This is a genomic window from Streptomyces sp. NPDC058646 (assembly GCF_042716875.1).
GTDB lineage: Bacteria > Actinomycetota > Actinomycetes > Streptomycetales > Streptomycetaceae > Streptomyces.
Window position 1 is genome coordinate 1 of the sequence record NZ_JBHXRK010000048.1, and the last position, 22,441, is coordinate 22,441.

Here is a 22,441-nt window from a genome sequence, read left to right on the forward strand (position 1 = left end):
ACAGGGCCTGGCTGTACATCGTGATCCTCACCGTCGGTTACATGATCAGCCGGGGGCTGGCCAAGTCGGGAAGCCGTGACCACTACGACGACCACCCCTGACCCGCGGCCGACGGACGCCGGGCTCGCCCACAAGCAGGCCGGGGTTCCTCGTGAAGGTGGGGGATCCGCAAACGGGTGATCCCAAGGCCACCGCGCCCTTCCCCGCTCGCCCCGGGGGAACGTTCATCGGGTGAGGTGAACACCGGGGCCGGCTGCCGGAGCCCGGCCACCTCGCAGCGGACCGCCCCCCGACCGGCCGTGAGGCCGGGCAGAGGGCGGCGCAGAGCCAGACGGCGCGTTCCCGGTAGGGCGGGGGCGGCCGTCAGTCCCTGGCGATGGCCAGGCCGAGGAAGATCCCCACCACCAGCGAGACACTGCCGACGGCCATCACCGACCACGTGCCCGCCTGCGTCGCGCCGAACGTCGAGGTCATCCCCGCCTGCGTCGCCGCCTGCGTGGCCTGCGCCCCGGCCATGGTCGCCTCCTGGACGGCCAGAGACGTCTCCAGCGCATGCATCTTGCTCTCCAGCTCAGACTGGTCCATCGTCCGCTCCTCTCTCACGGCGTGCCGGGCCGGTCCCGGCATCACCGTCCATCGCTTCCCCACCGCACCGACACAGCCGCGCCGGCCGCCCGCGGTGCACTCGTTTGCCGACGACCCCGCCGGGGAGCCGAGGACACCGAGGCCGGGCCGTGTGGAGCGAGGGCAGCAGGGACTTGCACCCTGGCTACGTACGTCGCAGCGGAGACCATTTATCGCCGGCGACGGAGAGCACATGGCGGTCCCTGGCTTGTGGAATGTCGCTGAGAAATAGGAGCGGCTGGGCGGAGGTAAGCCCCGGCCCGGCCTGTGCCCGTCCAGAGGACGACGTGACTGTCGCACAGGGAGCGAGTCAGGCGCAGGCCATCGATCTCAAGATCGTCGACGATCAGGTCGAGACCTATGATCTGTCCATGATCGAAGGAAAGTTGGTAAGGCTTCGCGCACTCCGTGCGCAGGATGCGGGGCATCACGTTCGGTGGCGCAACGATCCGGAGGTGGTCCACTGGGCCGCCGGCGGCAACCCGTGCTTCGGCCCGGTCACGGCGGAGGCCGTCGAGCTCGGCTTCGAGACGATGCTGCGGCTGAACCCGAAGGAGTCGGCCGTCTTCACGGTCGAGGATCTGGCCGACGGCACGGTGATCGGCATGGTGGACTACCGCGACCTGGACCCGTTCGCCGGGCTGGCCACGGTCGGCGTCACCATCGGCGAGCGGGACCGCTGGGGCTGCGGCCATGGCTCCGAAGCGCTGCGGCTGCTGGTGGGGCACCTGTTCGGGGTCTTCGGGCTGCACCGGATCGAGCTCGACACCTGGAGCGGCAACGAGCGGGCCGTCCGCACCTTCATCAAGGCGGGCTTCCGCGAGGAGGGCCGACGCCGGTCCACCGTGCTGGTGGCGAGCAAGCGCTACGACACCGTGCTGTTCGGGATGCTGCGCGAGGAATGGCCGGACACTACGCGCTGAATGTCCGTCCGGCGCACACCCCGTTAGCCAAGAGGGGTGGGCCTGCCCAAACCTTAATCAGCAGCAGCGAGAGACCCCTCCCATGCGACGGCCGATTGAGCCCGAGGTGTGGGGCTCGCCCGGCACAGGGCAACGAAGAGCAAGGCGACCTGCTGGCCGGCGCACTCGGGGCCTGGCCCAAGGGATGACCCGGGAAGCGAGCTGCGCAGCACGAAGTCGGCCTCAAGGCAACCACCCCAACGCTGCTATCACTCGGCAACACGCTTCTGGTGGGGTGAAGATGCTCTCGTCGTTCACCAACATGCGCTCTCGACTCTCGGGCTCTGGTCCACTTCTTGTGGTCGTGTACGCAGCGTGACCGTCGCTCGTCGTCAGTAGCTGTCAAGATCGCCCGAAAATCGCCCCGGCCAGGTGGAATGGGGTCGACAGTTCTACCCCGTGAACGAAGTACGACCGCAGCTGGATGAGTTGCTGTTCTCGTCAGTTGACAACGTGTCAGTGGAGTCAGTCGAGGTGGTCGACACTGGCGGGCGTGTGGAGGCCCGCACCATGGCTGGTGGGGCAGCCTGTCCGGGCTGCGGGTGTTGGTCGGGGCGCATACACGGCTCCTACCTGCGATTTCCCCGTGACCTACCGACCGCTGGCAAGCGGGTCGTGGTGTCGTTAAGGATGCGCCGGTTCGTCTGCGCGAATGCGTCCTGCCCACGCAAGACGTTTGTCGAGCAGGTGCCCGGACTCACACGTCGGTTCGGTCGGCGGACAGAGCGGCTGAGATCGACGCTCGTCTCGGTCGGTCTCGCACTCGCGGGACGTGCCGGCGCCCGGATGTCGGACGCAGTCGGGGTGCGGGTCAGCCGGAACACGCTCCTGAGGCTGATCACCCTCACTGCCCGATCCGCCCAGCGCCACGCCCCGCGTGGTTGGCGTGGACGAATTCGCACAGCGCAAGAGCCGGATCTACGGGACGGTGCTCGTCGACGTCGAGACACGTCGGCCGGTGGACCTCCTGCCGGACCGAGAGGCAGACACGCTCGCGGCCTGGCTTTCCGAGCGGCCCGGAATTGAGATCATCTGCCGTGACCGCGCCGTGTTCTACGCCGACGGCGCTACCCGCGGCGCCCCACAAGCCCTCCAGGTCGCCGACAGGTGGCACCTCTGGCACAACCTCGGAGAAGCCGCCGAGAAGTGCGTCTTCCGGCACCGGGCATGCCTGCGACCGGCGCCGGCGCCGCCGGAGGAGCCCCCTCGGGCGGCGGAACCGCCCGCGCCATCGCCGTGGCCGACAGGGCACCGGTTCGCTGAGCGAACGCGCGCCAAGCATGCAACCGTCCACGCGCTCCTGGTCGCCAGCCACAGCAAACGGTCCATCGCCCGCCAGCTCGGCATGGGATTCAGCACGGTCCTCCGCTTTGCCCATGCCGCGGAACCGGAGCAGTTGTTCACCGGCCAGTGGCAAAGCCGTCCGACCAAGCTCGATGCCTTCAAGCCCTACCTCGACCAGCGGTGGCAGGAGGGCTGCACCAACGCCTGGAAGCTTTGGGAGGAGATCAAAGAACAGGGTTACCCGGACGGTTACGGCAACGTTCGCGCCTACGTCAGCCGGAATCTGCGTGGCAAGCCCCAACCGGTCGGCCCCCGGCCGCCATCTGCTCGCGCCGTTGCCCGCTGGATCCTTACCCACCCCGAGGATCTGGCCGAGGGCGACAGGCTCCAGCTCAAGGTCGTACTGGCGAACTGCCCTGAACTGGACGCACTCGCCGGGCACGTCCGTTCCTTCGCCCACATGCTCACTCAGCTGCAAGGCCACCAACTTCCGGCATGGATCGAGGCAGCGACCACCGCCGACCTGCCCAGCCTCCAGCGATTCGCCCGGCACCTGGAACGCGATCTGGATGCTGTCACTGCCGGACTCTCGCTGCCGTGGAACTCCGGAGTAGTCGAAGGTCATGTGAATCGGATCAAGATGCTGAAGCGCCAGATGTTCGGTCGCGCAGGCTTCGAGCTCCTCCGCAAGCGTCCTGCTATACACCTGACACCCACGTACAACTCTGACTCGTCAACGCAATAGCCTCAGCCTGTGACCGACAGCAGCAGCCAGAACGAGCAGCCTCACCCCACCACCCTGCCTCCCTTTCAAACACTGCTGGACAGTACGAACTGGGCGTCGCTCGCGACAGCCGGCGGGACGGGCGAGGCTCTGCCAGCGGCACTGACACTCCTCACCGACGCTGACCCGGTCGTCAGGGAATCCGCTCTGCACGATGCGCTTGGGCCCGTGACTCACCAGAACAGCATCTACGAGGCCACTGTCCCAGTAGCGCTCTGCGTCGCGGCGCTCCTCGACGATCCGGCCATCACATCGGGCGAGGACAACCCCGGCGCCGAGACACAGAATCGCCCGACTCTCGTGCAGCTGCTCGACTGGCTCGGCGACACCGCCTACGACGCCAACGACGAGTGCGTTGCCATCGACGAACACCACTACGGTGAGGGAATTCACGATGAGCAGATGCGGGCGTTCCGGAACGCCCGCCCGGCGATCTTCTCGGCGGTTCATCGCCTTCTCGGTCATGACGACGCCGACGTGCGCCACACCGCCCTGGTCACCGCCATCCCCCTCATCGAGCACCCCCTCCTCACCCAACACCAGGCCGATCTGGCCGACCACGCCCGACGCCTACTGGCCACCAGCACCGACCGACACCACCGAGACCGCGTCCTCGACGCGCTGAAGGCCTGGGGTCACGACGCCAGCGCACTGGAGAACCCGTCCGACATCGCGGCCCGCAAGCACTACGCCCGCCTCAAAGCCGCCCGCGCTTCCTGGGACGGCAACTGGACAGGCGGCAGCTACAGCGACGACCCGCCGTTCTGACTCAAGGACCATGACCCCCTCAACCACCCATGGGTCACCCTGCGTGGCTGCACCACAAGAAGTGGACCAGTGTCCGCGTACTCATGAGAGTGCTCAGCGAGGTACGGATGAACGTGCCCAGTTGGGCGACGGTGTGAGTGCCAGCCTCAAGCTCGCGCCATGCCGAGGTGCGGTGTGGCCCGCGTGGGCCTATTTGACGAGCCGGAAGTCTGGGTGCTGCAGCCAGGCACTGAGGAACTTCAGATCGCCGACATGCCGGATCCAGCGGTCGCCGCCGCCCGTGTCGTAGGAGACTTCCCTGACGGTGCCAGGAAGCGATGCCACCAGCGCCCGTGCTCGGGCCAGCTCTGCGGCCTCTTCCGCCCGATCGCCAGGGGTGAACCCAAGGACGCCGTCGAAGTCGATCACCGCATGGAGCCGTTGGGCGAAGGCAAGGGCGAGGTGACCGAGCAGAATGTGGTTCACCTGCCCCGAACAGCCGGCGGCGAGTATGAGGCCCTGAACTGGCGGCCGCGAGAAGCCAGAGTAGTCCTCGTCGTCTGCCGGAATGCAGTCGTCCTCCGAGAGGAAGAACATGCCCGCCTCGGCCGTATTGAGGGCGTGCAGACCGAGGACTGCAGGCTCTTGGACTCGGAAGGCCAAGTCCCTGTCAGCCTCGACTTCGACCGGATCGCAGAACGTCTCCAGCCACGGGATCGCACTGGCTCGTATCTCTTCGAAGCTGCGGTGCTCGAAGAGCCACAGCCCCACTGCCGGTCCCGTCAAGACGCCCCCCGAATGCGCGGCCCAGTGCCGTGTGGACCTGGTTCTACCAGGTCCACGGAGAGACATCCGATCGATTGCGGGACACGGACCTGTTGGTCAGGCTGCGTCGTCGCGTTCGATGGCGGCGAGTCGGTTCTTGAGCCGGTAGCTGGGGCCGTTGATGGAGACGACGTCGCAGTGGTGGAGGAGCCGGTCGAGGATGGCGGTGGCGAGGACCTCGTCGCCGAACACCTGCCCCCATTCACTGAAGGTCTTGTTCGAGGTCAGGATGATCGAGCCCTTTTCATACCTCTTTGAGATCACCTGGAACACCAGGTTCGCCTCGGCCCGCTCCAGCGGCTGATAGCCGACCTCATCCACGACGAGGACGCCCGGCCGAAGATAGGTACGGAGTTTGCTGTTGAGCCGACCCGCAGTCTCGGCGGCCTTCAGCTGGCGGACCATGTCGTCGAGGCTGGTGAAGTAAACGGAGAAGCCGGCTCGGCAGGCGGCGACGGAGAGAGCCACGGCGATGTGCGTCTTTCCGACGCCCGGCGTTAACAACGGGTTGCGTCACACGAGCGGATGTCTTGCCTGGTCAGATCGGTGATGCGATCTGTGCATTGTGGTGTGACGGTGCCGTGGCTCCAGCGGGTCGGTCGAGGGTGATAGACACGGGACTATGGCGAAGTTCTTGGTGCTGATCGACGGTGAAGCAGGTGGCTGGAGCGCCGACTGCGGGGCTCTGACCTCTGCGATCCGGGATGGATGGGCCGAAGTCGAGACGGACTCGACGCCTCGTAGCGAGGCACGGAGCTTCTGCTGGTCCTTCGAGTCGGAGGATGGTCCGGGTGAGGCGTATCTGCATGAGGACGGCACCTGCCTATATCTCGACTCGTCGGAGTCGGACGCGGTGCGCTTAGCGGTTGTGTTCCGCAGGCTTGCTCCGGCGGGCCTTGACGTGGTGTTTTGCGATGAGGGATACAACTTCGACGTCCGGCTCCAGTCGGACGTCACGGACGCCGAGCTGATCGAGCTGATGACTGCGGACTGATCTCAGCAGGGCGGTGGGTGTCGCCGCCGCGGCGGGCGAGTTCGCGCCGGAGGTCGAGGTTCTCGCCGTGGGCTTGTTCGAGCGCGTCTCGCAGTGCCTGTACTTCTTCTCGGTGCTGCTTCTTCAGACGAGTGATCTGACTGGTCAGCGCGAGGACGAGGGTGCTCTGCTCGTCGGCCGGAGGCGTCGGTGCGGAAACCGGCCGGGCTTGGGCCCGGAGTCGTTCGATGCGTCCTCGCAGGTCCGGGTGGTTATAGAGGAACGCGTGGGAGACGTTGGCCTCGCGCTGGACGGCCTGGAACGTGATCGACTCACCGCGTTTGACCAGGTTGCGGATCGCCTTCTCGGCCGTGGCGGTCTTGGCCTGGGACTTGGCCTTCGCGGTGGTGGCGAGTGTCTGGGTGCGCTTGGCACGAGCGTCGTCGGTCATGACCGGGTCCTTCGGTGACGGTCGAGGTCGAGAGTGAGCGGAACGGGGCCAGTGGGGGCGGCGCCGCAGCCGCCGCCCTGGACGGCGCGTCCGGGCTTGGAACGGAGGGTGTCCAGCAGCTTCGTGAGGGCCGCATGTTCGGCCCGCCGTTGCAGCAGCCAGACGTTGACCCGGTTTTCGCACTCGCGGCGCGAAGCTCGCGCTGGACCGGAACCGACTGGGTGCCAGGTGCCGTCCAGCGGCTGGCAGTGGACGCGCTGCTGAACCTGGGCGACGGGATCAACCCGAATCCAGCCCCACATCGCCAACCACCGGGCACAGCTCGTCTGCGAAAGCTGGTCCCACTATCTGGCGGCGCCGTAGAACACTGCCGGGCTGCGGTCTGTTCACTGCTCGAGTGGTACCTATGCCCCGGCTCGACACTGCGAGCCGAGGCGGGCGAGCTGAAGACTCCTGCAAATGGTCTCGCCGTGTCACACGCCGCCCCGACCGCAGAACGAAGGAAGTGCCTGTCACGACCGCCTGATCCCCAACGAACGCACGTGAGAGACTCGGTGGTCGGATCGCCGAGGCAGAAGGGCCGGTTGCCATGTCGGAGGCCATACCGCCGCCGGTGCATCTCGACCAGGTGGTGGACGTGCGGCGTCGGGGCATCCGGCACACGATCCCGGAGAAGACCGACAGCCAGGTCGCCCGCCTGCGCAAAGGCTCACGCGGCTGACGACCACCTGGCTTCGACGACGAGCGGTACAAGAAGCGCAACACCGTCGAACGGGCCATCAACTGGCTCAAGCAACACCGAGCCCTGGCCACCCGCTACCACTAGCACCGCTACGTCTACCTTGGCACCGCCATCGCCGCAGCCGTCACCATCTGGCTCCGAACCTGACCGGCCGACCGAGGTCGCTTCGGGGTTTCACGGGAGGGTGAAGCGCCAGTTGTTGCTGGCGTGGTGCTGGCCGGGGGGGTATTCGTGCACCGTTTCGGCGATGAGGGTAAAGCCCACCGCGCGGCAGACCGCGTTCGAGGCCGCGTTTGCCAAACGGGGAAAGGCGTGAACCGCCAGCCGGCGGTGCGCCGAGGGGAGGGCGGCCAGGTGGTCAAGGAGGACTCGGACGGCGGCCGTCGCCCAGCCTTGGCGCTGGTACTCGGGGAAAACGCCCCAGCCCACTTCAAAGATCGGCTCTCCCTCGTGCTCCTTCGGTATGAAGGAGACCGTGCCCACGATGTCCCCCGTCGGGGATTCCACGCGGAACACCCGGCCCTCGTGCGCAGCGTTCAAGCTCATGGCTGTCCAGCGGCGATGGCGGGCGAGGAGCGCAGAATCAGGTTCGGGGCCGCCGAGGTGTGCCGTCATTTCAGAGGTATTGCGCCGCCGGAGCAGCCAAAGGTCGTTGTCCGCCCAAGGGTGGAGACGCACGGGTCCCGTCGTGTGCATGAGGTGAGGAAACAGTCTGGGGCCAGCGACCCGCACCCGATTTTTTCGACATGAGGCGGCAAGGGTGGGTCCGCGTCGGCCGGAACGGACTCGTAGTTGGAGTCGCCTCTCAGGTTACCCGCTCCGTGCTCGACTTACTGATCGTTTCAGAATGAGTTAAGCTGCGGGTCTTGCGCTCGTTGATCTTGATCGGCAGGGTGTCCGGGTGCGTGCTGATCTTGTTCCTGACGACCTGTGGGAGCGGGTGGCCCCGCTGCTTCCACCATCTCCCGACCGGCGCCGCCGACATCCCGGGCGGCTTCGCGTTCCGGATCGGGCAGCTCTCGCGGGCATCATGTTCGTCCTGCGGACCGGCGTTGCCTGGCGCGACGTTCCGGCCGAGACCGTGGGCTGCTCCGGAGTCACGGCCTGGCGCCGGCTGCGGGACTGGACCGAGGCCGGCGTCTGGCCACGCCTGCACGCCGCCCTGCTGGCCGAACTCCGCCGCGCCGACCTGCTGGAGCTGGACGACTGCTCCGTGGACGGATCGCACGTCCGGGCCCTTAAAGGGGGGATCACGTCGGCCCCTCACCCGTCGACCGCGCCCGCCCCGGCTCCAAGCACCACCTGATCGTCGACCGCCACGGAACCCCGCTCGCCGTCACCCTCACCGGCGGCAACCGGCACGACGTCACCCAGCTCTTGCCCCTGCTCGACGCCGTCCCGCCGATCCGGGGCCGGCGGGGACGTCCCCGCCGCAAGCCCCGACGCCTGTACGCCGACCGGGGCTACGACTTAGACAAGTACCGCCGCCTGCTGTGGAAGCGGGGCATCAAACCGCTGATCGCCCGACGTGGCGTCGCCCACGGCTCCGGACTGGGCAAGGTGCGCTGGGTCGTCGAGCGCGCCTTCGCCTGGCTGCACCAGTTCAAACGACTCCGCACCCGCTACGAGCGATGCGCTGACCTCCACCAGGGCCTGCTCCAACTGGCCTGCAGCCTCATATGCCTCCGCCGTCTTCGAACCTCATTCTGAAACGATCAGTTAACGAGCGGGCTCGCGGCCATCACATGATCGGCCGGACAGGCCCAAGTAGTCGACGCGCACACCGTTCGCGGACACGGAGAAGCCGCTCGGCAGTTGGGTCTCGAAGTAGTAGCTGCCGGAGGCGAGGTCGCCCCAGTAGTTGATGTTGCAGGTGTTCTGCTTGGAGCCCTTGCCCTCGTCCGGTCCAAAAACGTCCTTCCAGACTTCGAGGCGGAATCCGTCCGACATGTGGGGCGATCCGCTGCAGCTCCATAGGGAGACGGAGGTGCTGGTGCGGTCGGTGTTCTTGTCGCTCCAGCGACAGGACGTCATCGTCTCTGAAGTTGCTGATCGAGTAGCCCTCGGCGTGCGCGGGTGCGATGCCGGCGCCCGGTCAGAATGGCGGCGGCCGCGGATGACACGCGTGCGTATGTGGTGACACGTTGGCCTCGCGTGCTGGTGGCCGGGTCTGGGGGTGGCGGACTAAAGGCTCCGGACGGTCAGGGGCGGGCGGCGCCATGTCAGTGCGAACGCCATGCCTGCTGGGAGCAGGGCGGCGACGAGGAGCAGTGCGGGGAGGGAGTCGGCGGGGTGGAGGATCCAGGCCCATTGTTCGGGTTGGCCGTTGCGGGCCCAGCCTGTGGCGGCGCAGGTGAGGGGGATGCAGGCCAGAGCTGAGGTGGACAGGTGTTGGCCGAGGAGGGGCATGATGAGGAGGGCGAGTGCGGTGTAGCCGGCGAGGCTGCGGCCCAGGACGGTGGTGAGGCCGTCCGAGTCGGCGAGGCGGCCGACTATTGCGGTGCTCAGTCCGAGGAGGCCGATGGCCCCGGCGAGTGAGGTGTCCCAGACGCGCAAGGGTCGGGTTGCGACCGTCCTGGTGGCGAGGTCGCCTCGGCCCGTGCCGTAGAGAAAGACGATCGCCGGCGCCAGAGTGATCAGGTGTCCGATGAGGAAATCGCCTGAGGCTCCGGTCAGTGCGGGTACGGGGAGCTGGGCGTCGCCGATGAGGAGGCCGAGGGCGATCGTGGCGATGAGGGTGGCCAGGAGGGCGGGGACCGCGCGGGCCTTGTACCACCAGATCACTGGCTGTTCCCGGCAGCGATGGCGATCGACGAGGCTGACGCCGACGCGGCGTACGAGGCGCTGGCCGACGAGGAGCGATGGCCGGTGTTCCGGATCCCGTTCCGCGGAGGCCACAGCGCCGTCGTGTTGGCGCGCAATCTCGCCGACGACACGGGGACCGAGTACCTCGTGACGCACCCCTCATGGAGCCGCCTCGGACATCTGGCCACGCTCGACGGACACCAGGCCGGCCCAGGCCTGTCGTGGCGCGAGCTGATCCATATCGCTCGTACCCCCGATCCGACCGCCCCCGGAGTCCACGACCCGAACGCCCGCCTGCTCCTACTCCTGCCCGCCCTGGGCGACAGCGATCTGCCGACCGACGCGGCCGACGCGCTTCGCGGCGCGCTCACGTGGGCGGGAGCGCCAGAGACGGAATCCCACCGAGTAGTCGAAGCCCTGCTTGTGGACCATCCGTACTGGGAGCCGGCCGGATGGTTGCTGCCGCCCGCATGTGCCCTCACCCGCCGGTACCTGCGCCACGGGGCCGACCGACCGAAAGCACCGCCGGGCCTGGGGGTCCGCGACAACGCGGGCCGGGGACGGCGGCGGGTCTCTGGTAGTCGGGCCCGTCATCGTGTGGGCTCGATCAGCCCGCCACGTGCTTTCGTCCTTCGTCATCAAAGCCCCAGTCTTGGGCGGCCAGTACCCAGGCCCGGTATTGAAACCGCATCAGCACTGCCAGCACGGCAATACCCGCCACTCCGCCCGTGACGAATCCGGCGACTGCCGAGTGGTCGGATGCGAGCACGGCGAGCAGGCCGGCAACCGAGCCGGTCAGGACCGCGGTGATCACGCCGATCATTCCGGCGATCGTCCGGAAGACCTGCCAGTACCCGCCGTGCAAGCCCTGAAGGCCAAAGCGTTGTGAGGGCGGGACGCTGGCCAGGTAGTCGGTCAGCTCGGGGGCTACGTCGAAGTAGTAGGCCCGCAGCCGAGCGATCCGTTGGGCGTAGCGGAGGTCTTCGATTCCGGACTGGAGGACCCGGTCGCTGGTAACGAAGCCGACGAAGGAGAGCGTGGACAGCAAGATCAGGCCGAAGGCGTAGAACGCGGTGCCGATGCCGGTCGCCGTGGCGATCAGGCCGAGGGCGACCATCCCGGCGGACACCGAACCGATGAAGATCGTCGCCCGGCTGGTCGATTCGCTGATCGTCGCGGCTCGCGCTCCCTGCAAGGTGAAGTGCTCGGTGGTCACGAATGAGACGGCGGCCTGCCGCGGCTCTCGGTCATGTGCCCCGGTTCTGGCGTTCTCGTCGGTGTTCGTAAGACCACCAGCTTCCTGGATGCGGCCCGCATGTCTTGCCGATGATCTCCTCGGACACAGCAGGACATCCAGCACCACCTGCCGCATGTCGGGAAGCGCAGGGGCTCTATCTGTGGGTCTCCGGCGGCACTCAGTCGATGCGGGATGCCTCGTCCGATGAGCTGCGTCTATGTGAAAAGTCGAAGTGTCGGTATCTATGGGGTTGCAACGCATGCCGGCGCGCCGAGGGCCGGTTCGGCAGTGTCCTGGGTTCGTCGGTCGGTTTCTGCCGCAAGACCGGCCCCGGCCCCCGCAGGATCGTGGTGGCGGGGGGCCGGTCGGCGGCCGGGCGCTGTCAGCCGAAGAACTCCTGCAGTTCGCGGGTGAGGTCTTCGGGCCGCTCCTGGGAGAGAAAGTGGCCGGCGCCCTTGAACTCCACGTAGCGCACGTCGCTCGCTTTGCCGTCGAGGAGGGCGGGGACGAAGGCGAAGTTCATGCCGCCCATGGCCAGGACGGGCATGGTCAGCTGGTCGTAGGTGCGGGCCTCTTCGATGTCCTGGTTGAAGGTCTGGTACCAGGCGTTGGACGCGCGGACCGCGCCGGGCTGCTCGTAGGCGGCGGCGTAGATGTCGCGGCTGGCTTCGTCGATGGCGTGGGGGTCGAGGGTTTCGAGGTTGATGATGTAGTCGATCAGGAGCCGGTAGCGGCCTGCGAGGAGTTTTTCGGGCAGGTCGTCGACCTGGTTGAAGGCGAACCACCACAGGTGCGGTTGTCCGGGCTGGGGCATCATCCGCAAGTCGTTGAAGACCTCGCCGGGATGGCCGACCTCCCAGAAGGCGAGCTTGTTGGTGGCTTCGGGGTGGTTGGCGGCGAAGGCGTAGGCGACCATCGCGCCGATGTCCTCACCCGCGATGTTGACCTTCTCGTGCCCGAGGTGGCGGACGAGTTCGTAGATGTCGCGTGCCATCGTCTTCTTGTCGTAGCCACCCTCGGGCTTGGCCGAGCCGCCCATGCCCCGGTAGTCGACAGCGATGACCTCATACCGCTCGGCGAGAGCGGGCATGACCTTGTGGAACTGCCACCACGTCTGGGGCCAGCCCGGCAGGAGCACCAGCGGCTCCCCGCGGCCGCCGGTCACGTAGTGCAGGCGGGTGCCGTTGACATCGGCGTAGTGGTGCGCGAAGCCCTCGAGAGCCGGTTCGGTGACGGGGGTGGTAGTCATGTCTGTCCTTCGTTGTTCCCGGACAGCAAGGCGGTCCAGGAGGGGATGTGTGCCGGTCTGGCGGCGAACCGCAGCACAAGCCGGTCGGGATAGCCGGCCAGGCCCACGGTGTGCAAACGGCTGTCCGCCCTCAGCTCGGTGACGAACCACCAGCCGGTAGCCGGGGGGGAATGGCTGCGGTACTGCGTCTTGGGGGTGTGACGTCCGGTATGTGGCCGTAGCCGGCCGGTGTGTCGGCTACGGCCCAAGACCACGTCGCTCGTTCCAGCGACGTGAGGTGGGCATCAAGGCAACAGGACAGCCTTGCCCCGGTTGCGGTGGGCTTCCAGGTCGGCCTGAGCCAGAGCGGCCTCGGCCAAGGGGTAGGTACGCCAGATCGGCACGGTCAGTTTTCCGGAGGCAGTCAGTTCAGCCAGTTCGGGCAACGCCTCCGGGACGCGGTCGGAGGGGTCCATGCCGGTGAAACGCACACCATGCTGGGCGGCGTTCATGTCGGCTATCGTGATCACACGCTCCGGGCCGCCGGCCAGCGCGATCGAGTCGGCAAGCACGCCCGCACCAGAGGTGTCGAACACCTTGTCTACGCCCTGCGGTGCGGCCGCGCGCACCCGTTGAGCCCAGCCGTCGCCGTAGGGAACGGCGATGGCACCCAGGCCCGAGACGCGCTCAAGGTCAGCCGGTGCGGCAGTACCGATGACGGTGATGCCGCGGGCAACCGCGAGCTGTAACTGTACGGCGATGGCGCCGACGCCACCTCCCGTTCCATGGATCAGCAGCGTCTGACCGGCTTTGAGATCCAGGTGCCGTAGTGCCCGGTAGGCGGTCTCGCCGACTGTGGGCAGGGCAGCAGCCAGTTCCCACGACAGGCCCTGCGGCTTTATTACTGGTGCGGGCATCAGGGCGTACTCGCTGTAGGAGCCTGCCGGTGTCACACCGAAGACGTCGTCGCCGACCCGAACACCGTTGACGGCCTCTCCGACGGCGTCAACTACACCGGCGGCGTCCAGGCCCGGGGTGATCGGAAAGTGGGCCGGGAAAATGTTGACCAGCTCACCACGGCGGATCTTGTTGTCGACCGGGTTCACCGAGGCCGCCCTCACCCGCACGCGGACCTCATGCGGGGCGGGCTGGGGGACGTCGATCTCTGAGACGGTGAGAACGTCGGGGTCGCCGAAGCGGGTGTAGGTGATAGCGATAGGCATAGGTACTTCCCTGGATGAGTGGCGGGCGCAGTCTTCGCCGGAGTCCTGCGGGGTGGGCCGTGTTGCCCGGGGCGTCGGCCGAGGTGCGTTGCCCAGGAGGTGCTGGCACCGGTTGGGGTGACGGCGCCGGTGTGGGCAGGCGGGGTGTTCCGTGCGGGGCTCCTGCCCCGGACCGGCCGGTCCGGGGCAGGAGTGGGCCTCGGGGCTGGAGGGGTGGGGGTTACTGCGGCATCAGGCCGGCGACGATGGGCAGGATCTTCTGCCCGTTGGGGCCGGTCCAGGACTGGGCGAGTTCGGCCAGGAGCTGGTTGGTGGAGGTGATGGTGGCGCCGCCGGTCTCCATGCGGCGCAGGGCGACCTGGTCGGCCATGGCGGTGGGGGAGCCGCCGGCGTCGGCGACGACCTGGACCTGGTAGCCCTCGCTGAGGGCGGTGAGGGTGGGGAAGACGGTGCAGACGTCGTTGGTGACACCGGCGATGATCAGGTTGCGCTTGCCGGTGGCCTTGACCGCGGCGGCGAAGTTCTCGTCGTCCAGCGCGTTGACGACGCCCTGGCGCTGGACGCGGGCCGCGTGCTCCTGGGGGGCGATCTCCTCGAGCTCGGACAGCAGCGGGCCCTGGGCGTAGCTCTCCATCGAGGAGGTCAGGACGAGGGGGATGTCGAGGGCCTTGGCGGCCTTGGCGAGGGCCAGGGCGTTGGCCTTGAGCTCCTCGAAGCCGATGGAACGGACCCATCCCATGGTGCCGACCTGGTGGTCGATCAGCAGCATCGCGGTGTTCTCGGCGTTGAAGGTCTGCTCGGACATGGTGTCTCTCCAGGTGAGGGTGGCGCGTCTCGCCATCGGGACGCACGCTGGGAGATCAGCCATGCTTGGCCTTCCCCTGCACCTGAACGGCGGCGGCCGGCAGGTCCGCGACTTCGTCCACGTCGAAGACATCGCCGAAGCCACCATCATCGCCATGCTCGCCCCCGGTGCCGACCGCCAGACCCTCAACATCGGCACTGGCCAGGCCACCTCCATCGCCGATGTGGCCCAGCTCATCCGCAACCACTACCGCGATGCCGAGTTCCAGGACCGGCCGCTGCCTGAGGGTGACCCGCTCGGCAGGGACGGCCGGCACGGCCCGCATGACCGCCGCCCTGGAGTGGGGGCCCCGGATCATGGTGGCCGAAGGCGTGGCCCGCTACGTCGCCTGGCTCGACAACGCCCCTGCGGCCCTGCCTGACTTCCTGCGCCGTGAGGCCTCCGAAGCCGCCTGAACCTCCCGACCCGACGACGACCAGGAGCAAGCCAGGTGCCCGAGTCCATCCGTATCGGTGACTACGTCCGCAGCCCTTCAGCGTCCGGCCTGGACGCCACCGGCTACGCGAAGATCAGCGAGTTCGAGCTGTCCGACTTTCTCACCCGCTGGGACCGCCTCCACGACGACGCCCTCCAGGTTATGCCCGAGCGGATCCACCCCACCGCACGGATCCACCCCAGCGCGATCACCGCGAAGACGTGATCATCGGCCCCGGTGTCCGTGTTCACGAATTCTCGACCGTCCGCAAGCGCTCCGTCCTTGCCGCCGGCGTCTCGGTCGGCTTCGGATGCGAGGTCACCCACTCCTTTGTCGGGGAGAACGCCGTTCTCGGCCACCAGGTGGGCATCGGCCATTCCATCGTCGGGGCCGACGCCCACCTGTCCGCGAACCTCGTCATCGCGGCGATCAGCCTGTGGAACTACGACATGCGCGTACCCGTCAAGGAGATCGTCCTTCACGGCCCCGGCGACGAACCGCCCTACCGGTGCACCACGTCCCAGTTCGGAGGCCTGATCGGCGACCAGGTCCAGACCGGCAGCATGATCACCCTCGGCCCCGGCCTCGCCGTGGGCCGCCACTCGGCCATTGCGGCCAGCGTCTGCATGGGCAGCGCCATCGTCCCTGCCGCCAGCGTCGTGCGGTCTTCCTCGCCCGAGGTAGTCATCGAGTCCCGCCGCATCTGAACGCCCCGGCCGAACTCCGCAAGCGGGCAGCCCGCATGGCCAGGCTGACCCGCAGCGGTGGCCAGCTCCACGCCACCAACATGGGTGCGGCTCGGGCATTGACCCATGGCCCGGCGGCGGGTACTCCTGGCCGGGGAGTTCGGATGTCCGGGGAGTGGTTCGATTTCCGCGACACGAACGACCCCGTCGCCGTGATACGGAAGGCCTGCAACGATGCGCTGGCCGACCTGGAGGACTGGGACGCGCTCTCGGAGTAACACGCACCCGACTGCGTCACAAATTTCCGCTGGCCGGTGGTGGGAAAAACGCTGCCAGGCCGGCCGTCGGCACTCCCTCGCCTGAGGGGCCGCGGCGCCTTCGTACAGGTGCTCAAGCTGCGGCTTCGCCGGGGTTCTCATCTTCCGGGGAGTCCTTCGGAAAGAGCCACCGCCGAACCACGGTGTATCCAGGGGGGAGCTCATTACCGGTCAGTTCCCTGTACCTCGCCTTGGCCTCCTCGCTGGCGCGGTGACCGGGAGGCAGCCTTCGCAGGAAGGGGTCGCGGTCAGGGTCGCTGGAGGACTGACGAGACTGGTCCGTGGTTTCAGCGGCGGAGAGCGGCTCCTGATCCTCGGGGCCCAGCGAGACGGCGAGACGGGCGGCGATAACGGCCAAGGCCACGGTGACGACTACTCCACCAACGGCGAGAACCTTCGGCTTGTGCTTCCGGTACAGCCTCTTCGCCTTCTCGACGGAGGAGGTGGACTCGTCATCCTCGGGCGTGTCATTCACGCGCACAGATCTACCGGAACCATCCTGCACCTGTCAGGTGATTACTCGACATCGCTGGATCAAGTGCCTTAGCTTGTCGTTTATGGTCCGGGGTCGAACGAGGGTCGAACTTGTTCGGTGTTTTCCCAGTTCACCGGATGTGTGAGGGGCCGCGGGTCGATCCTGTGCTGAGCGACAACGCAGCAACGGAGGCCGGGATGGCTGGCTGGCTGGCTGCACGAGCTGGCCCCGTCATGAGAACGGCCTCCCCCTTGGAGGATGAGGGGAGGCCGTTCTACACCGGGCTGTGCGCTGCGGCTGGTTCAGATGACGGCGCTGGATGTGCCGGCGCGACGAGCGCGCCGGATCCAGGACCTGGTGCTGTCAGTACTTGCCGTGGTGGTCGGCCTTGTGGTGCCCGTCCGAGCCGCCGTTGTTGATGCAGGTGTTGCCGAAGGCCGGGTTGAGGAGGCCGACGACGTTGACGGTGTTGCCGCACAGGTTGACCGGGATGTGGATGGGCACCTGGACGACGTTGCCGGACAGGACACCCGGGGAGCCGATTGCAGCGCCCTCTGCCGTGGCGTCGGCGGCGGCCATGCCGGCCCCCCCTGCCAGGACGGCACCAGCGGCGGCGGTAACGGCTACGGCCTTGGCGAAACGGAACATCAAGATCTCCTTGAACTCATTCTGCCGCGGGAAAGTACGGCACTGGACGATGTCCCCCACAACGGCCGGAGGCACCCGCCGGTCACGGATGATGGGCCGAATTGGTGAGCTCGAGAAGCGTCCGCTCTGCCTGACCCAGGCCGCGACCGCCCGAGCCGGCATCCGCGCCGCCATCGCCCTGCGGGCTGACTGTTCCGATTCGGGGCTGACCGTAGCCACAGGCGTGAAGGGGTACATGGGCATGGACAGCGACGGCGTGCTGGTGCTGCCCGATCAAGGCGACACACGGATCATCGTGTGCCGGGGCGATTTCGACATGGACACCCTCGCCCCGTTCACTGCCGCCACTCAAGAGGCTGTGGCCGATGAGGGCGTCAGGCGGATCATCATCGACGTGGCGCAGGTGACCTTCACCGACTCCTCCATGCTCAACGCCCTGCTGACCACTCACCGCCGTGGATGCCTGATCCTCCTCGGCCGCCTGCAGGACCAGCTCGCCCGCCTGCTGGAGCTGACCGGCGCGGACACGGTATTCACCATCACGGGCAGCCTCGAGGCCGCCCGCGCCCAACCCCTGCGCTGACCGCAACCCCCCGGGGGGGACGTGCGGGATGGGTCCCGCCGCCGGGGCGTTCGGGGCGGGTCCGAGCCGGGCCAGATCTCCCCGGCCTCCGTGGCGGTGAGCCACCACTTCGTGCAGTGGTAGGGCGCCAGCCCCCGAGGCGGGGGACTACCAGTGGAGTGCCGCGTAGATGGTCTTGCCGCCTTCCGGCATCGGCTTGATGCGGATGCGGGTGGCCAGTCGCTTGATCACGAACCATCCCCACCCGCCGGTCCCGTCCGTACGAGGGGTGTTGAGCTGGGGAAGACGGGGGCTCTGGTCGGTGACGCAGACGTCGACAGAGTCGTCCAGCAGTTCCAGGTGCAGCACAGACGGGCCGTCGGTGTGCCGGATCGCGTTGGCGACGAGCTCGGCCACCACCAGGAGCACGTCGTCCATGCTCCCGGCCTTGGCAGGGGCCCGCAGGCGGGATGCGCCGGCCAGGAAGGCACGGGTGGCGTCCCGTGCTGATGCGGCAGGCCGGCTCATACGGGACAGGGGACGATCCAGGACGGCGGTACTCACCTATTCCTCCTTCCACCCGGCGGGCTTATATGTCGCGCATGCCCCGCTGTGCGCACGGAAACCGAGACATGGCCTGTCGCCTGAGGCCCGGGATGAGGAAGCGGCCGGCCGCGGTACGGGCACCTGCGGTGTTCACGACGTCGTCCGGGCCCGGCAGCTGAGCAGGCGGCGCGGCGGAGCAAAGCGTCCCCCAGCTCTCGGTCGCCGCACCGACCCTCGAATCTGGACCCTCTTGCCCACGGCTATCGCGTGGGAAAGAGGTGTCATTTTGCGAAAAAGGCTTGCCCATGGCACCTGACCTGCACAAATTCAAGATCACCCGATTCCGGGGGTCCCACCCCCGGTCACACCTGCGGTCCCCCGCCTAGTACAACCGTGCAGACAACCCTCCAGCCGCCCTCCGGTGCAACCCCTCGCGAGGCTCAGCGGGAGGGCTCCCAGCCTTCCGGGCCGACGCCTCGCCACTCAACGAAATCGGGGTCGGTGAGGTCCACGTCCTCGGCGTTCTCCAGCCCAGCGGTCGCGAGGAAGACCCGGATGTCGGCCGGCCGGTGCGCCACCCCGATCGCCACGCCGTCGTAGCGCACCCGACGCCAGCCCTGCTCATCGGGCGGGTAGATGATCAGCTTCGCGGACATGCGCCCAGCCTGTTCCCGTCGCTCCCCGCTGGCACCTGGCCGCGCGCGAACGGGTGAGGCAGCAGATCGCCGCCGCCTGCGGACAGCCACACCGTGACCTCAGCCCCGGAGTACGTTCGGAGGTACGGGGTGCGGCGCTGGCCACCAGGGCCGCGACGGGGGCCGCACCCCGACAGGGCTTGCCGACCGTGCGACGCCCGCGGCTTGAGCCGGTTCCCTCGTGCGGGTAGACCCGGGTCTGGCGGCGAACCGGTCCGGTTCCAGCACCGTCGCAGGGCTAATGAAGCCAATCGACGAGCAGCACATCGCGGAGCCCGGCCTGGTGGTCCTGGACATCACCGGCGGGGACGAGGACACCGTCCGGGCCGTCATGGCCGCGCTGGAAGAGCACTGGGCCACATCAGGCGTTGGCCCGGTGCGCCGGGATCCCGGCGAGCCCGGTGTCCGGGCCCGGATCCACGCCGACGTCCTGCGCCCGGGACGGCACGCCCCGTGACCCTGGGCAAGCCTGTCGTAAGGGGCTTGCCCAGGGTCGCCTAAGGCTTGCCCAGTGCTGAGCGCTCCCACAGCGGCCGGCCCTGGCCGCCACCGCAGTGGGCGCAGTGTCCCAGGCGGGCGATGCCGGGCGCGCCGATGGTGTCGGCGGCATCGAGCAGCAGCCTGGTCAGCCCGCTCAGATGGTCCTCGTGCAGGGCCAGGTCGTGGCGCTTGCCGACCATGACGTCCAGGGCGATGTCGGGGCCGAGGGTGCGGGAGTCCCAGCTGATGCCGCGGGTGGCGGTGGCGATCATGTCGTGCATTTCGCTCGCAGTCTGCGCCCCGGTCAGCTGTACTCGCGACGCCAGGATGACGTCCGATGCCTGGGCGAAGGACAGGATGCCCGCAGGCCGGGCGAACGGTCCGCTGGTAACGACCGGGGAGGGATGTGTGCCCGTGAGCCGGGCCATATATGTAGTCGCCTGGCCCGTACGGCCAGGCCGCCGCGGCCGCGACGTCGAAGGCCACACTCTTGTCCTGCTTCTTTCGTCTCATGACTCCGTCGTACGGCCACTGAGGAGGCTTCGGCCGACTCCGGGCAGACGCGTCCCAGACGGTGCGGCCACGACCTTGGAAGGCGTCCCGCCCTGCGGCCCGGACGCTGGGCAAGCCCTCCATCCCGAGGGCTTGCCCAGCAGGAACCGTGACCGATCCGGATCCCGCGATCGGTCAAACAGCACGTCAGCGCCGTGACCGGTCCGTGCAACTCCCGCCGCGCCGGTGACCGGTCATCGGACACCGGCCAGCAGCATCCTCGCCCGGGAGCCGCGGCTGACGGTGACCGATAACGCCGCCCGCCCCGCTCCGGTGGGGGTGGTCAGCCCGTGCTCGGGGTGGCTTGCCCAGGCTCTCCTTGGGCTTGCCCAGCGTGCGTCGCGGTCAGCTGCGGCGGCGGAAGAGGCCCCGGCCGGGCCTGGCCGGCTCCCGGTCGTCCTCCGCGGGTGGCGGCACCGTGGCTTGGTGGCGGGCGGCCTGTTCGCTGGCGACGTCGTCGGCGTGGCAGATGCCGCACACGGTCAGGTCTCCGGCAGTCCAGGCGCCGCCGCGCGCGGTGACCTCCTCCCAGCGGACGTCGGTGAACTTCCGCCCACACCGCCTGCACACGGGACGCTGCGCCTCCCGCTCGGCGGCACGACGCTGTGCCGCCCGCTCGTCGACGCGGGCGGCCTGGACGCGGTAGAGGGCGTCGCCGTCGGGGTTGTCGAGCGCGGCCGCCAGCATCTGCTCGCCGGTCCGTCCCAGCCGCCGCCACACCGCCGCGTCGGCGCCGTGCTCCTGGAGCTGCTCCAGGGTGGTGACGAGGACGGGCACCGCCTGGCCGTAGTCGAGGGCGGTGATCCCCCGGTGGTAGGTCTCGTACCGGCGCGGCGCCCAGTAGCGGCGGCCGGCCTCCTCCAGCACCTTCACGGTGTTGTCGACCTTCGCCGCCGTGGTGTCCGCGAACACGAACGCGAGGGGCACCAGGCCCTCCCTGCCGGTCGGCGGGTAGACCCGGCGCCACAACCGCTCCTCGTGGTCGACCCTCTCGATTGCGTCCGGCCGGGACCGGACCAGGTCCACGGTGCGCTTGTCCGCATCCGACGGGAGCAGCCGACCCCACTCCCAGTACCGGGCCAGTTTCTGCACCAGGTCGTGGGCGTCCTCAGTGCGGCGGTCGATCTCCAGCAGCAGCACCGGCACCCCCGCCGCCGGCGCCCGCACCGCCAGGTCCGCCCGCTGCACGAAGCTGTTGCCCAGCCGGTGCCCGATCTCCGTCTGAAAGCCGAGCCGGTGACCGATCCCGGCCCGGTGAAGTTCCGCAGCCGTCGAGGTGACCGCCACGGCGTGGTCGTCGTAGCCGGTGCCGAGCAGCTCCCCCGTGTCCGGGTCGTACTTCTCCTCACGCAGCACCGAGACCCGTATCCCCTTCGGCTCCAGCAGCTTCCTCGCCTCGCCGTGTCCTCGCTTCGTCAGCACCCACAACTGTCGCTGGTCTTCCTGAACCGATTCAATCCTCACCAACTGGTGGTCCTCCAGACCAGGAGGTTGTCCCGCGTGAGCTTGTCGTGCCGGTTGTCCGGACGGGTCAGCTTCCACAGCTGGTCAGGCGTGGCCCTCTGGAAGATCCCCAGCGCTTGGAGCAGTTCTCGGCGCCTGGGTCCGGTCGAAGTCCTCATGTGCTGAGGTCGCCTCTGTACATGAGGGTTGTCGGACCTGCGGCGGCCCCTTGCCCGCCTGGTCTGACCTGCGGATACGCCCGGCCCTCTGGGACGGGGCACGGAGGGGGTGATGGAGGGGTCTACGGAGGGGGGCTTTCCGGGCCCGGTCGGGGGTCTGCTCGGGCTCGTCGGCGGTGCTCGCCACAGGTGCTCCTGAAGGGGTGAGGGCGGGCCTATCCCGCCATTCACCTGCTACAGGTCGGTTTTTCGGCTCCGGTGTGACGCCGCCCTCGGACAACCTCTCCGCCGTGACCGCATCGTGATCACCCCTGTCCTCTGCCAGTGAACTTGGACCGCCTGCCATCGAAGCTGGACGGGTTCACGGGGTACGCGTTGGCAGGGGGCATCAGGACGTCGGACGCCACGAAGCAGGCCGCCCCGCAGCTGCCGTACGGCCCGCAGGGACCTGAGGTGTTGCGTCTTCGGTGCCATGGCGGCCCGTGTACCCCGATCCGCGCCGTCCACAGGCGGCCGGTCTCCTTCTCTCCTCCACCTCAGACAGGGCCTGGTCCACGGCGGGGTGGGTCAGCTGTCGTCGGCGAGGATCAGATCGGCAGCGTGGTGCCGACAGGCACGGGTGTGCCAGGTCACCGACAGGGCACCGTCATCAGCGCACAGGGTCCGCACCTCACCCGTGACTGCGGTGGCCCG

General features: G+C 68.2%; 28 protein-coding genes and 3 pseudogenes. 13 read left to right on the forward strand and 18 right to left on the reverse strand.

Annotated features, from left to right (window positions below; all coding sequences use genetic code 11):
• Nucleotides 1-363 precede the first annotated feature (363 nt).
• Nucleotides 364-585 (reverse strand): hypothetical protein, encoded by a 222-nt coding sequence (locus tag ACFWUZ_RS34330; RefSeq protein ID WP_384381741.1) that lies wholly within the window; start codon nucleotides 583-585, stop codon nucleotides 364-366.
• A gap of 326 nt (nucleotides 586-911) precedes the next feature.
• On the opposite strand from ACFWUZ_RS34330, the gene ACFWUZ_RS34335 reads away from it, so the two are divergent.
• The 4 genes and pseudogenes from ACFWUZ_RS34335 (at nucleotide 912) to ACFWUZ_RS34350 (ending at nucleotide 4,422) form a co-directional block, all read left to right on the forward strand.
• On the forward strand, nucleotides 912-1,547 hold the full coding sequence (locus tag ACFWUZ_RS34335) for a GNAT family N-acetyltransferase (RefSeq protein ID WP_384381743.1): 636 nt from the start codon (nucleotides 912-914) through the stop codon (nucleotides 1,545-1,547).
• Between the two features lie 549 nt (nucleotides 1,548-2,096).
• Nucleotides 2,097-2,180: pseudogene (locus ACFWUZ_RS34340) on the forward strand (hypothetical protein); the annotation flags it as partial.
• Nucleotides 2,181-2,472: 292 nt separating this feature from the next.
• Nucleotides 2,473-3,615 carry a transposase gene (locus ACFWUZ_RS34345; RefSeq protein ID WP_384381745.1) on the forward strand — a complete coding sequence of 381 codons (1,143 nt, stop codon included), beginning with the start codon at nucleotides 2,473-2,475 and terminating at the stop codon, nucleotides 3,613-3,615.
• 9 nt (nucleotides 3,616-3,624) lie between these two features.
• Nucleotides 3,625-4,422 carry a hypothetical protein gene (locus ACFWUZ_RS34350; RefSeq protein WP_384381747.1) on the forward strand — a complete coding sequence of 266 codons (798 nt, stop codon included), beginning with the start codon at nucleotides 3,625-3,627 and terminating at the stop codon, nucleotides 4,420-4,422.
• 189 nt (nucleotides 4,423-4,611) lie between these two features.
• On the opposite strand, the gene ACFWUZ_RS34355 is transcribed toward ACFWUZ_RS34350, so the two are convergent.
• Together ACFWUZ_RS34355 and ACFWUZ_RS34360 are read right to left on the reverse strand one after the other, a co-directional pair.
• Nucleotides 4,612-5,172 carry a DUF6368 family protein gene (locus tag ACFWUZ_RS34355; protein WP_384381749.1) on the reverse strand — a complete coding sequence of 187 codons (561 nt, stop codon included), beginning with the start codon at nucleotides 5,170-5,172 and terminating at the stop codon, nucleotides 4,612-4,614.
• Nucleotides 5,173-5,283: 111 nt separating this feature from the next.
• Nucleotides 5,284-5,721, reverse strand: a pseudogene (locus ACFWUZ_RS34360) (ATP-binding protein); the annotation flags it as partial.
• Nucleotides 5,722-5,848: 127 nt separating this feature from the next.
• Here ACFWUZ_RS34360 and ACFWUZ_RS34365 point away from each other — a divergent pair.
• Entirely contained in the window at nucleotides 5,849-6,220 is a 372-nt protein-coding gene (locus ACFWUZ_RS34365) for a hypothetical protein (protein WP_384381751.1), read from the forward strand.
• Here the strand turns inward: ACFWUZ_RS34365 and ACFWUZ_RS34370 are convergent.
• Nucleotides 6,180-6,650, reverse strand: a complete 471-nt coding sequence (locus ACFWUZ_RS34370) for a DUF6262 family protein (RefSeq protein WP_384381753.1) — start codon at nucleotides 6,648-6,650, stop codon at nucleotides 6,180-6,182. The genes ACFWUZ_RS34365 and ACFWUZ_RS34370 overlap by 41 nt on opposite strands.
• 589 nt (nucleotides 6,651-7,239) lie before the next feature.
• Here ACFWUZ_RS34370 and ACFWUZ_RS34375 point away from each other — a divergent pair.
• Nucleotides 7,240-7,371, forward strand: a complete 132-nt coding sequence (locus ACFWUZ_RS34375; protein ID WP_384381755.1) for a hypothetical protein — start codon at nucleotides 7,240-7,242, stop codon at nucleotides 7,369-7,371.
• 195 nt (nucleotides 7,372-7,566) lie between these two features.
• Here the strand turns inward: ACFWUZ_RS34375 and ACFWUZ_RS34380 are convergent, their stop codons facing one another.
• Nucleotides 7,567-8,088 carry a GNAT family N-acetyltransferase gene (locus ACFWUZ_RS34380; protein ID WP_384381757.1) on the reverse strand — a complete coding sequence of 174 codons (522 nt, stop codon included), beginning with the start codon at nucleotides 8,086-8,088 and terminating at the stop codon, nucleotides 7,567-7,569.
• 205 nt (nucleotides 8,089-8,293) lie between these two features.
• On the opposite strand from ACFWUZ_RS34380, the gene ACFWUZ_RS34385 reads away from it, so the two are divergent.
• Nucleotides 8,294-9,102 (forward strand): IS5 family transposase gene (locus ACFWUZ_RS34385; RefSeq protein ID WP_384381759.1). Its coding sequence is split into 2 segments (ribosomal slippage): nucleotides 8,294-8,633 and nucleotides 8,633-9,102, totalling 810 coding nucleotides; the frame shifts between segments, so codons are not numbered across the junction.
• A 9-nt stretch (nucleotides 9,103-9,111) separates the two neighbouring features.
• On the opposite strand, the gene ACFWUZ_RS34390 is transcribed toward ACFWUZ_RS34385, so the two are convergent.
• The 6 genes from ACFWUZ_RS34390 to ACFWUZ_RS34415 all read right to left on the reverse strand — a co-directional run bounded on the left by ACFWUZ_RS34390 (nucleotide 9,112) and on the right by ACFWUZ_RS34415 (nucleotide 14,690).
• Nucleotides 9,112-9,426: a hypothetical protein gene (locus ACFWUZ_RS34390; RefSeq protein ID WP_384381761.1), complete on the reverse strand. Its 315-nt coding sequence runs from the start codon at nucleotides 9,424-9,426 to the stop codon at nucleotides 9,112-9,114.
• Nucleotides 9,427-9,576: 150 nt separating this feature from the next.
• Nucleotides 9,577-10,290, reverse strand: a complete 714-nt coding sequence (locus tag ACFWUZ_RS34395; protein WP_384381763.1) for a hypothetical protein — start codon at nucleotides 10,288-10,290, stop codon at nucleotides 9,577-9,579.
• A gap of 514 nt (nucleotides 10,291-10,804) precedes the next feature.
• Nucleotides 10,805-11,413, reverse strand: coding sequence for a hypothetical protein (locus ACFWUZ_RS34400; RefSeq protein ID WP_384381765.1), 609 nt, complete (start codon nucleotides 11,411-11,413; stop codon nucleotides 10,805-10,807).
• 403 nt (nucleotides 11,414-11,816) lie between these two features.
• Complete coding sequence (locus ACFWUZ_RS34405) at nucleotides 11,817-12,683, reverse strand: alpha/beta fold hydrolase (RefSeq protein WP_384381767.1); 867 nt, start codon at nucleotides 12,681-12,683, stop codon at nucleotides 11,817-11,819.
• A gap of 284 nt (nucleotides 12,684-12,967) precedes the next feature.
• Nucleotides 12,968-13,885, reverse strand: a complete 918-nt coding sequence (locus ACFWUZ_RS34410) for an NADP-dependent oxidoreductase (RefSeq protein ID WP_384381769.1) — start codon at nucleotides 13,883-13,885, stop codon at nucleotides 12,968-12,970.
• Between the two features lie 220 nt (nucleotides 13,886-14,105).
• The gene (locus tag ACFWUZ_RS34415; RefSeq protein ID WP_384381771.1) at nucleotides 14,106-14,690 is read right to left on the reverse strand and encodes an isochorismatase family protein; all 585 of its coding nucleotides are present in this window, start codon (nucleotides 14,688-14,690) and stop codon (nucleotides 14,106-14,108) included.
• 61 nt (nucleotides 14,691-14,751) lie between these two features.
• Here ACFWUZ_RS34415 and ACFWUZ_RS34420 point away from each other — a divergent pair.
• The 4 genes and pseudogenes from ACFWUZ_RS34420 to ACFWUZ_RS34435 form a co-directional block, all read left to right on the forward strand.
• Nucleotides 14,752-14,826 (forward strand): annotated as a pseudogene (locus tag ACFWUZ_RS34420) (hypothetical protein); the annotation flags it as partial.
• Between the two features lie 187 nt (nucleotides 14,827-15,013).
• Nucleotides 15,014-15,145, forward strand: coding sequence for a hypothetical protein (locus tag ACFWUZ_RS34425; RefSeq protein WP_384381812.1), 132 nt, complete (start codon nucleotides 15,014-15,016; stop codon nucleotides 15,143-15,145).
• Between the two features lie 35 nt (nucleotides 15,146-15,180).
• The gene (locus ACFWUZ_RS34430; protein WP_384381773.1) at nucleotides 15,181-15,390 is read left to right on the forward strand and encodes a hypothetical protein; all 210 of its coding nucleotides are present in this window, start codon (nucleotides 15,181-15,183) and stop codon (nucleotides 15,388-15,390) included.
• Nucleotides 15,387-15,872, forward strand: coding sequence for a hypothetical protein (locus ACFWUZ_RS34435; protein ID WP_384381775.1), 486 nt, complete (start codon nucleotides 15,387-15,389; stop codon nucleotides 15,870-15,872). Before ACFWUZ_RS34430 ends, ACFWUZ_RS34435 begins: the two co-directional genes overlap by 4 nt.
• Before the next feature lie 369 nt (nucleotides 15,873-16,241).
• Here ACFWUZ_RS34435 and ACFWUZ_RS34440 read toward each other — a convergent pair whose 3' ends face one another.
• Nucleotides 16,242-16,643 (reverse strand): hypothetical protein, encoded by a 402-nt coding sequence (locus ACFWUZ_RS34440; protein ID WP_384381777.1) that lies wholly within the window; start codon nucleotides 16,641-16,643, stop codon nucleotides 16,242-16,244.
• 363 nt (nucleotides 16,644-17,006) lie between these two features.
• Complete coding sequence (locus ACFWUZ_RS34445; protein ID WP_384381779.1) at nucleotides 17,007-17,291, reverse strand: chaplin; 285 nt, start codon at nucleotides 17,289-17,291, stop codon at nucleotides 17,007-17,009.
• Between the two features lie 49 nt (nucleotides 17,292-17,340).
• Here ACFWUZ_RS34445 and ACFWUZ_RS34450 point away from each other — a divergent pair, with 49 nt between their 5' ends.
• On the forward strand, nucleotides 17,341-17,874 hold the full coding sequence (locus tag ACFWUZ_RS34450) for an STAS domain-containing protein (RefSeq protein WP_384381781.1): 534 nt from the start codon (nucleotides 17,341-17,343) through the stop codon (nucleotides 17,872-17,874).
• Between the two features lie 147 nt (nucleotides 17,875-18,021).
• Here the strand turns inward: ACFWUZ_RS34450 and ACFWUZ_RS34455 are convergent, their stop codons facing one another.
• The gene (locus ACFWUZ_RS34455; RefSeq protein WP_384381783.1) at nucleotides 18,022-18,417 is read right to left on the reverse strand and encodes an ATP-binding protein; all 396 of its coding nucleotides are present in this window, start codon (nucleotides 18,415-18,417) and stop codon (nucleotides 18,022-18,024) included.
• A gap of 422 nt (nucleotides 18,418-18,839) precedes the next feature.
• A complete protein-coding gene (locus ACFWUZ_RS34460; RefSeq protein ID WP_384381784.1) occupies nucleotides 18,840-19,055 on the reverse strand; it encodes a hypothetical protein in 216 nt (71 codons plus the stop codon).
• A gap of 280 nt (nucleotides 19,056-19,335) precedes the next feature.
• On the opposite strand from ACFWUZ_RS34460, the gene ACFWUZ_RS34465 reads away from it, so the two are divergent.
• Nucleotides 19,336-19,551: a DUF6207 family protein gene (locus ACFWUZ_RS34465; RefSeq protein ID WP_384381786.1), complete on the forward strand. Its 216-nt coding sequence runs from the start codon at nucleotides 19,336-19,338 to the stop codon at nucleotides 19,549-19,551.
• Nucleotides 19,552-19,591: 40 nt separating this feature from the next.
• Here ACFWUZ_RS34465 and ACFWUZ_RS34470 read toward each other — a convergent pair whose 3' ends face one another.
• The 3 genes from ACFWUZ_RS34470 to ACFWUZ_RS34480 all read right to left on the reverse strand — a co-directional run bounded on the left by ACFWUZ_RS34470 (nucleotide 19,592) and on the right by ACFWUZ_RS34480 (nucleotide 21,748).
• Nucleotides 19,592-19,855 (reverse strand): hypothetical protein, encoded by a 264-nt coding sequence (locus tag ACFWUZ_RS34470; protein WP_384381788.1) that lies wholly within the window; start codon nucleotides 19,853-19,855, stop codon nucleotides 19,592-19,594.
• A gap of 616 nt (nucleotides 19,856-20,471) precedes the next feature.
• The gene (locus ACFWUZ_RS34475) at nucleotides 20,472-21,548 is read right to left on the reverse strand and encodes a hypothetical protein (RefSeq protein WP_384381790.1); all 1,077 of its coding nucleotides are present in this window, start codon (nucleotides 21,546-21,548) and stop codon (nucleotides 20,472-20,474) included.
• A 38-nt stretch (nucleotides 21,549-21,586) separates the two neighbouring features.
• Entirely contained in the window at nucleotides 21,587-21,748 is a 162-nt protein-coding gene (locus tag ACFWUZ_RS34480) for a hypothetical protein (protein WP_384381792.1), read from the reverse strand.
• Nucleotides 21,749-22,441: the final 693 nt, after the last annotated feature.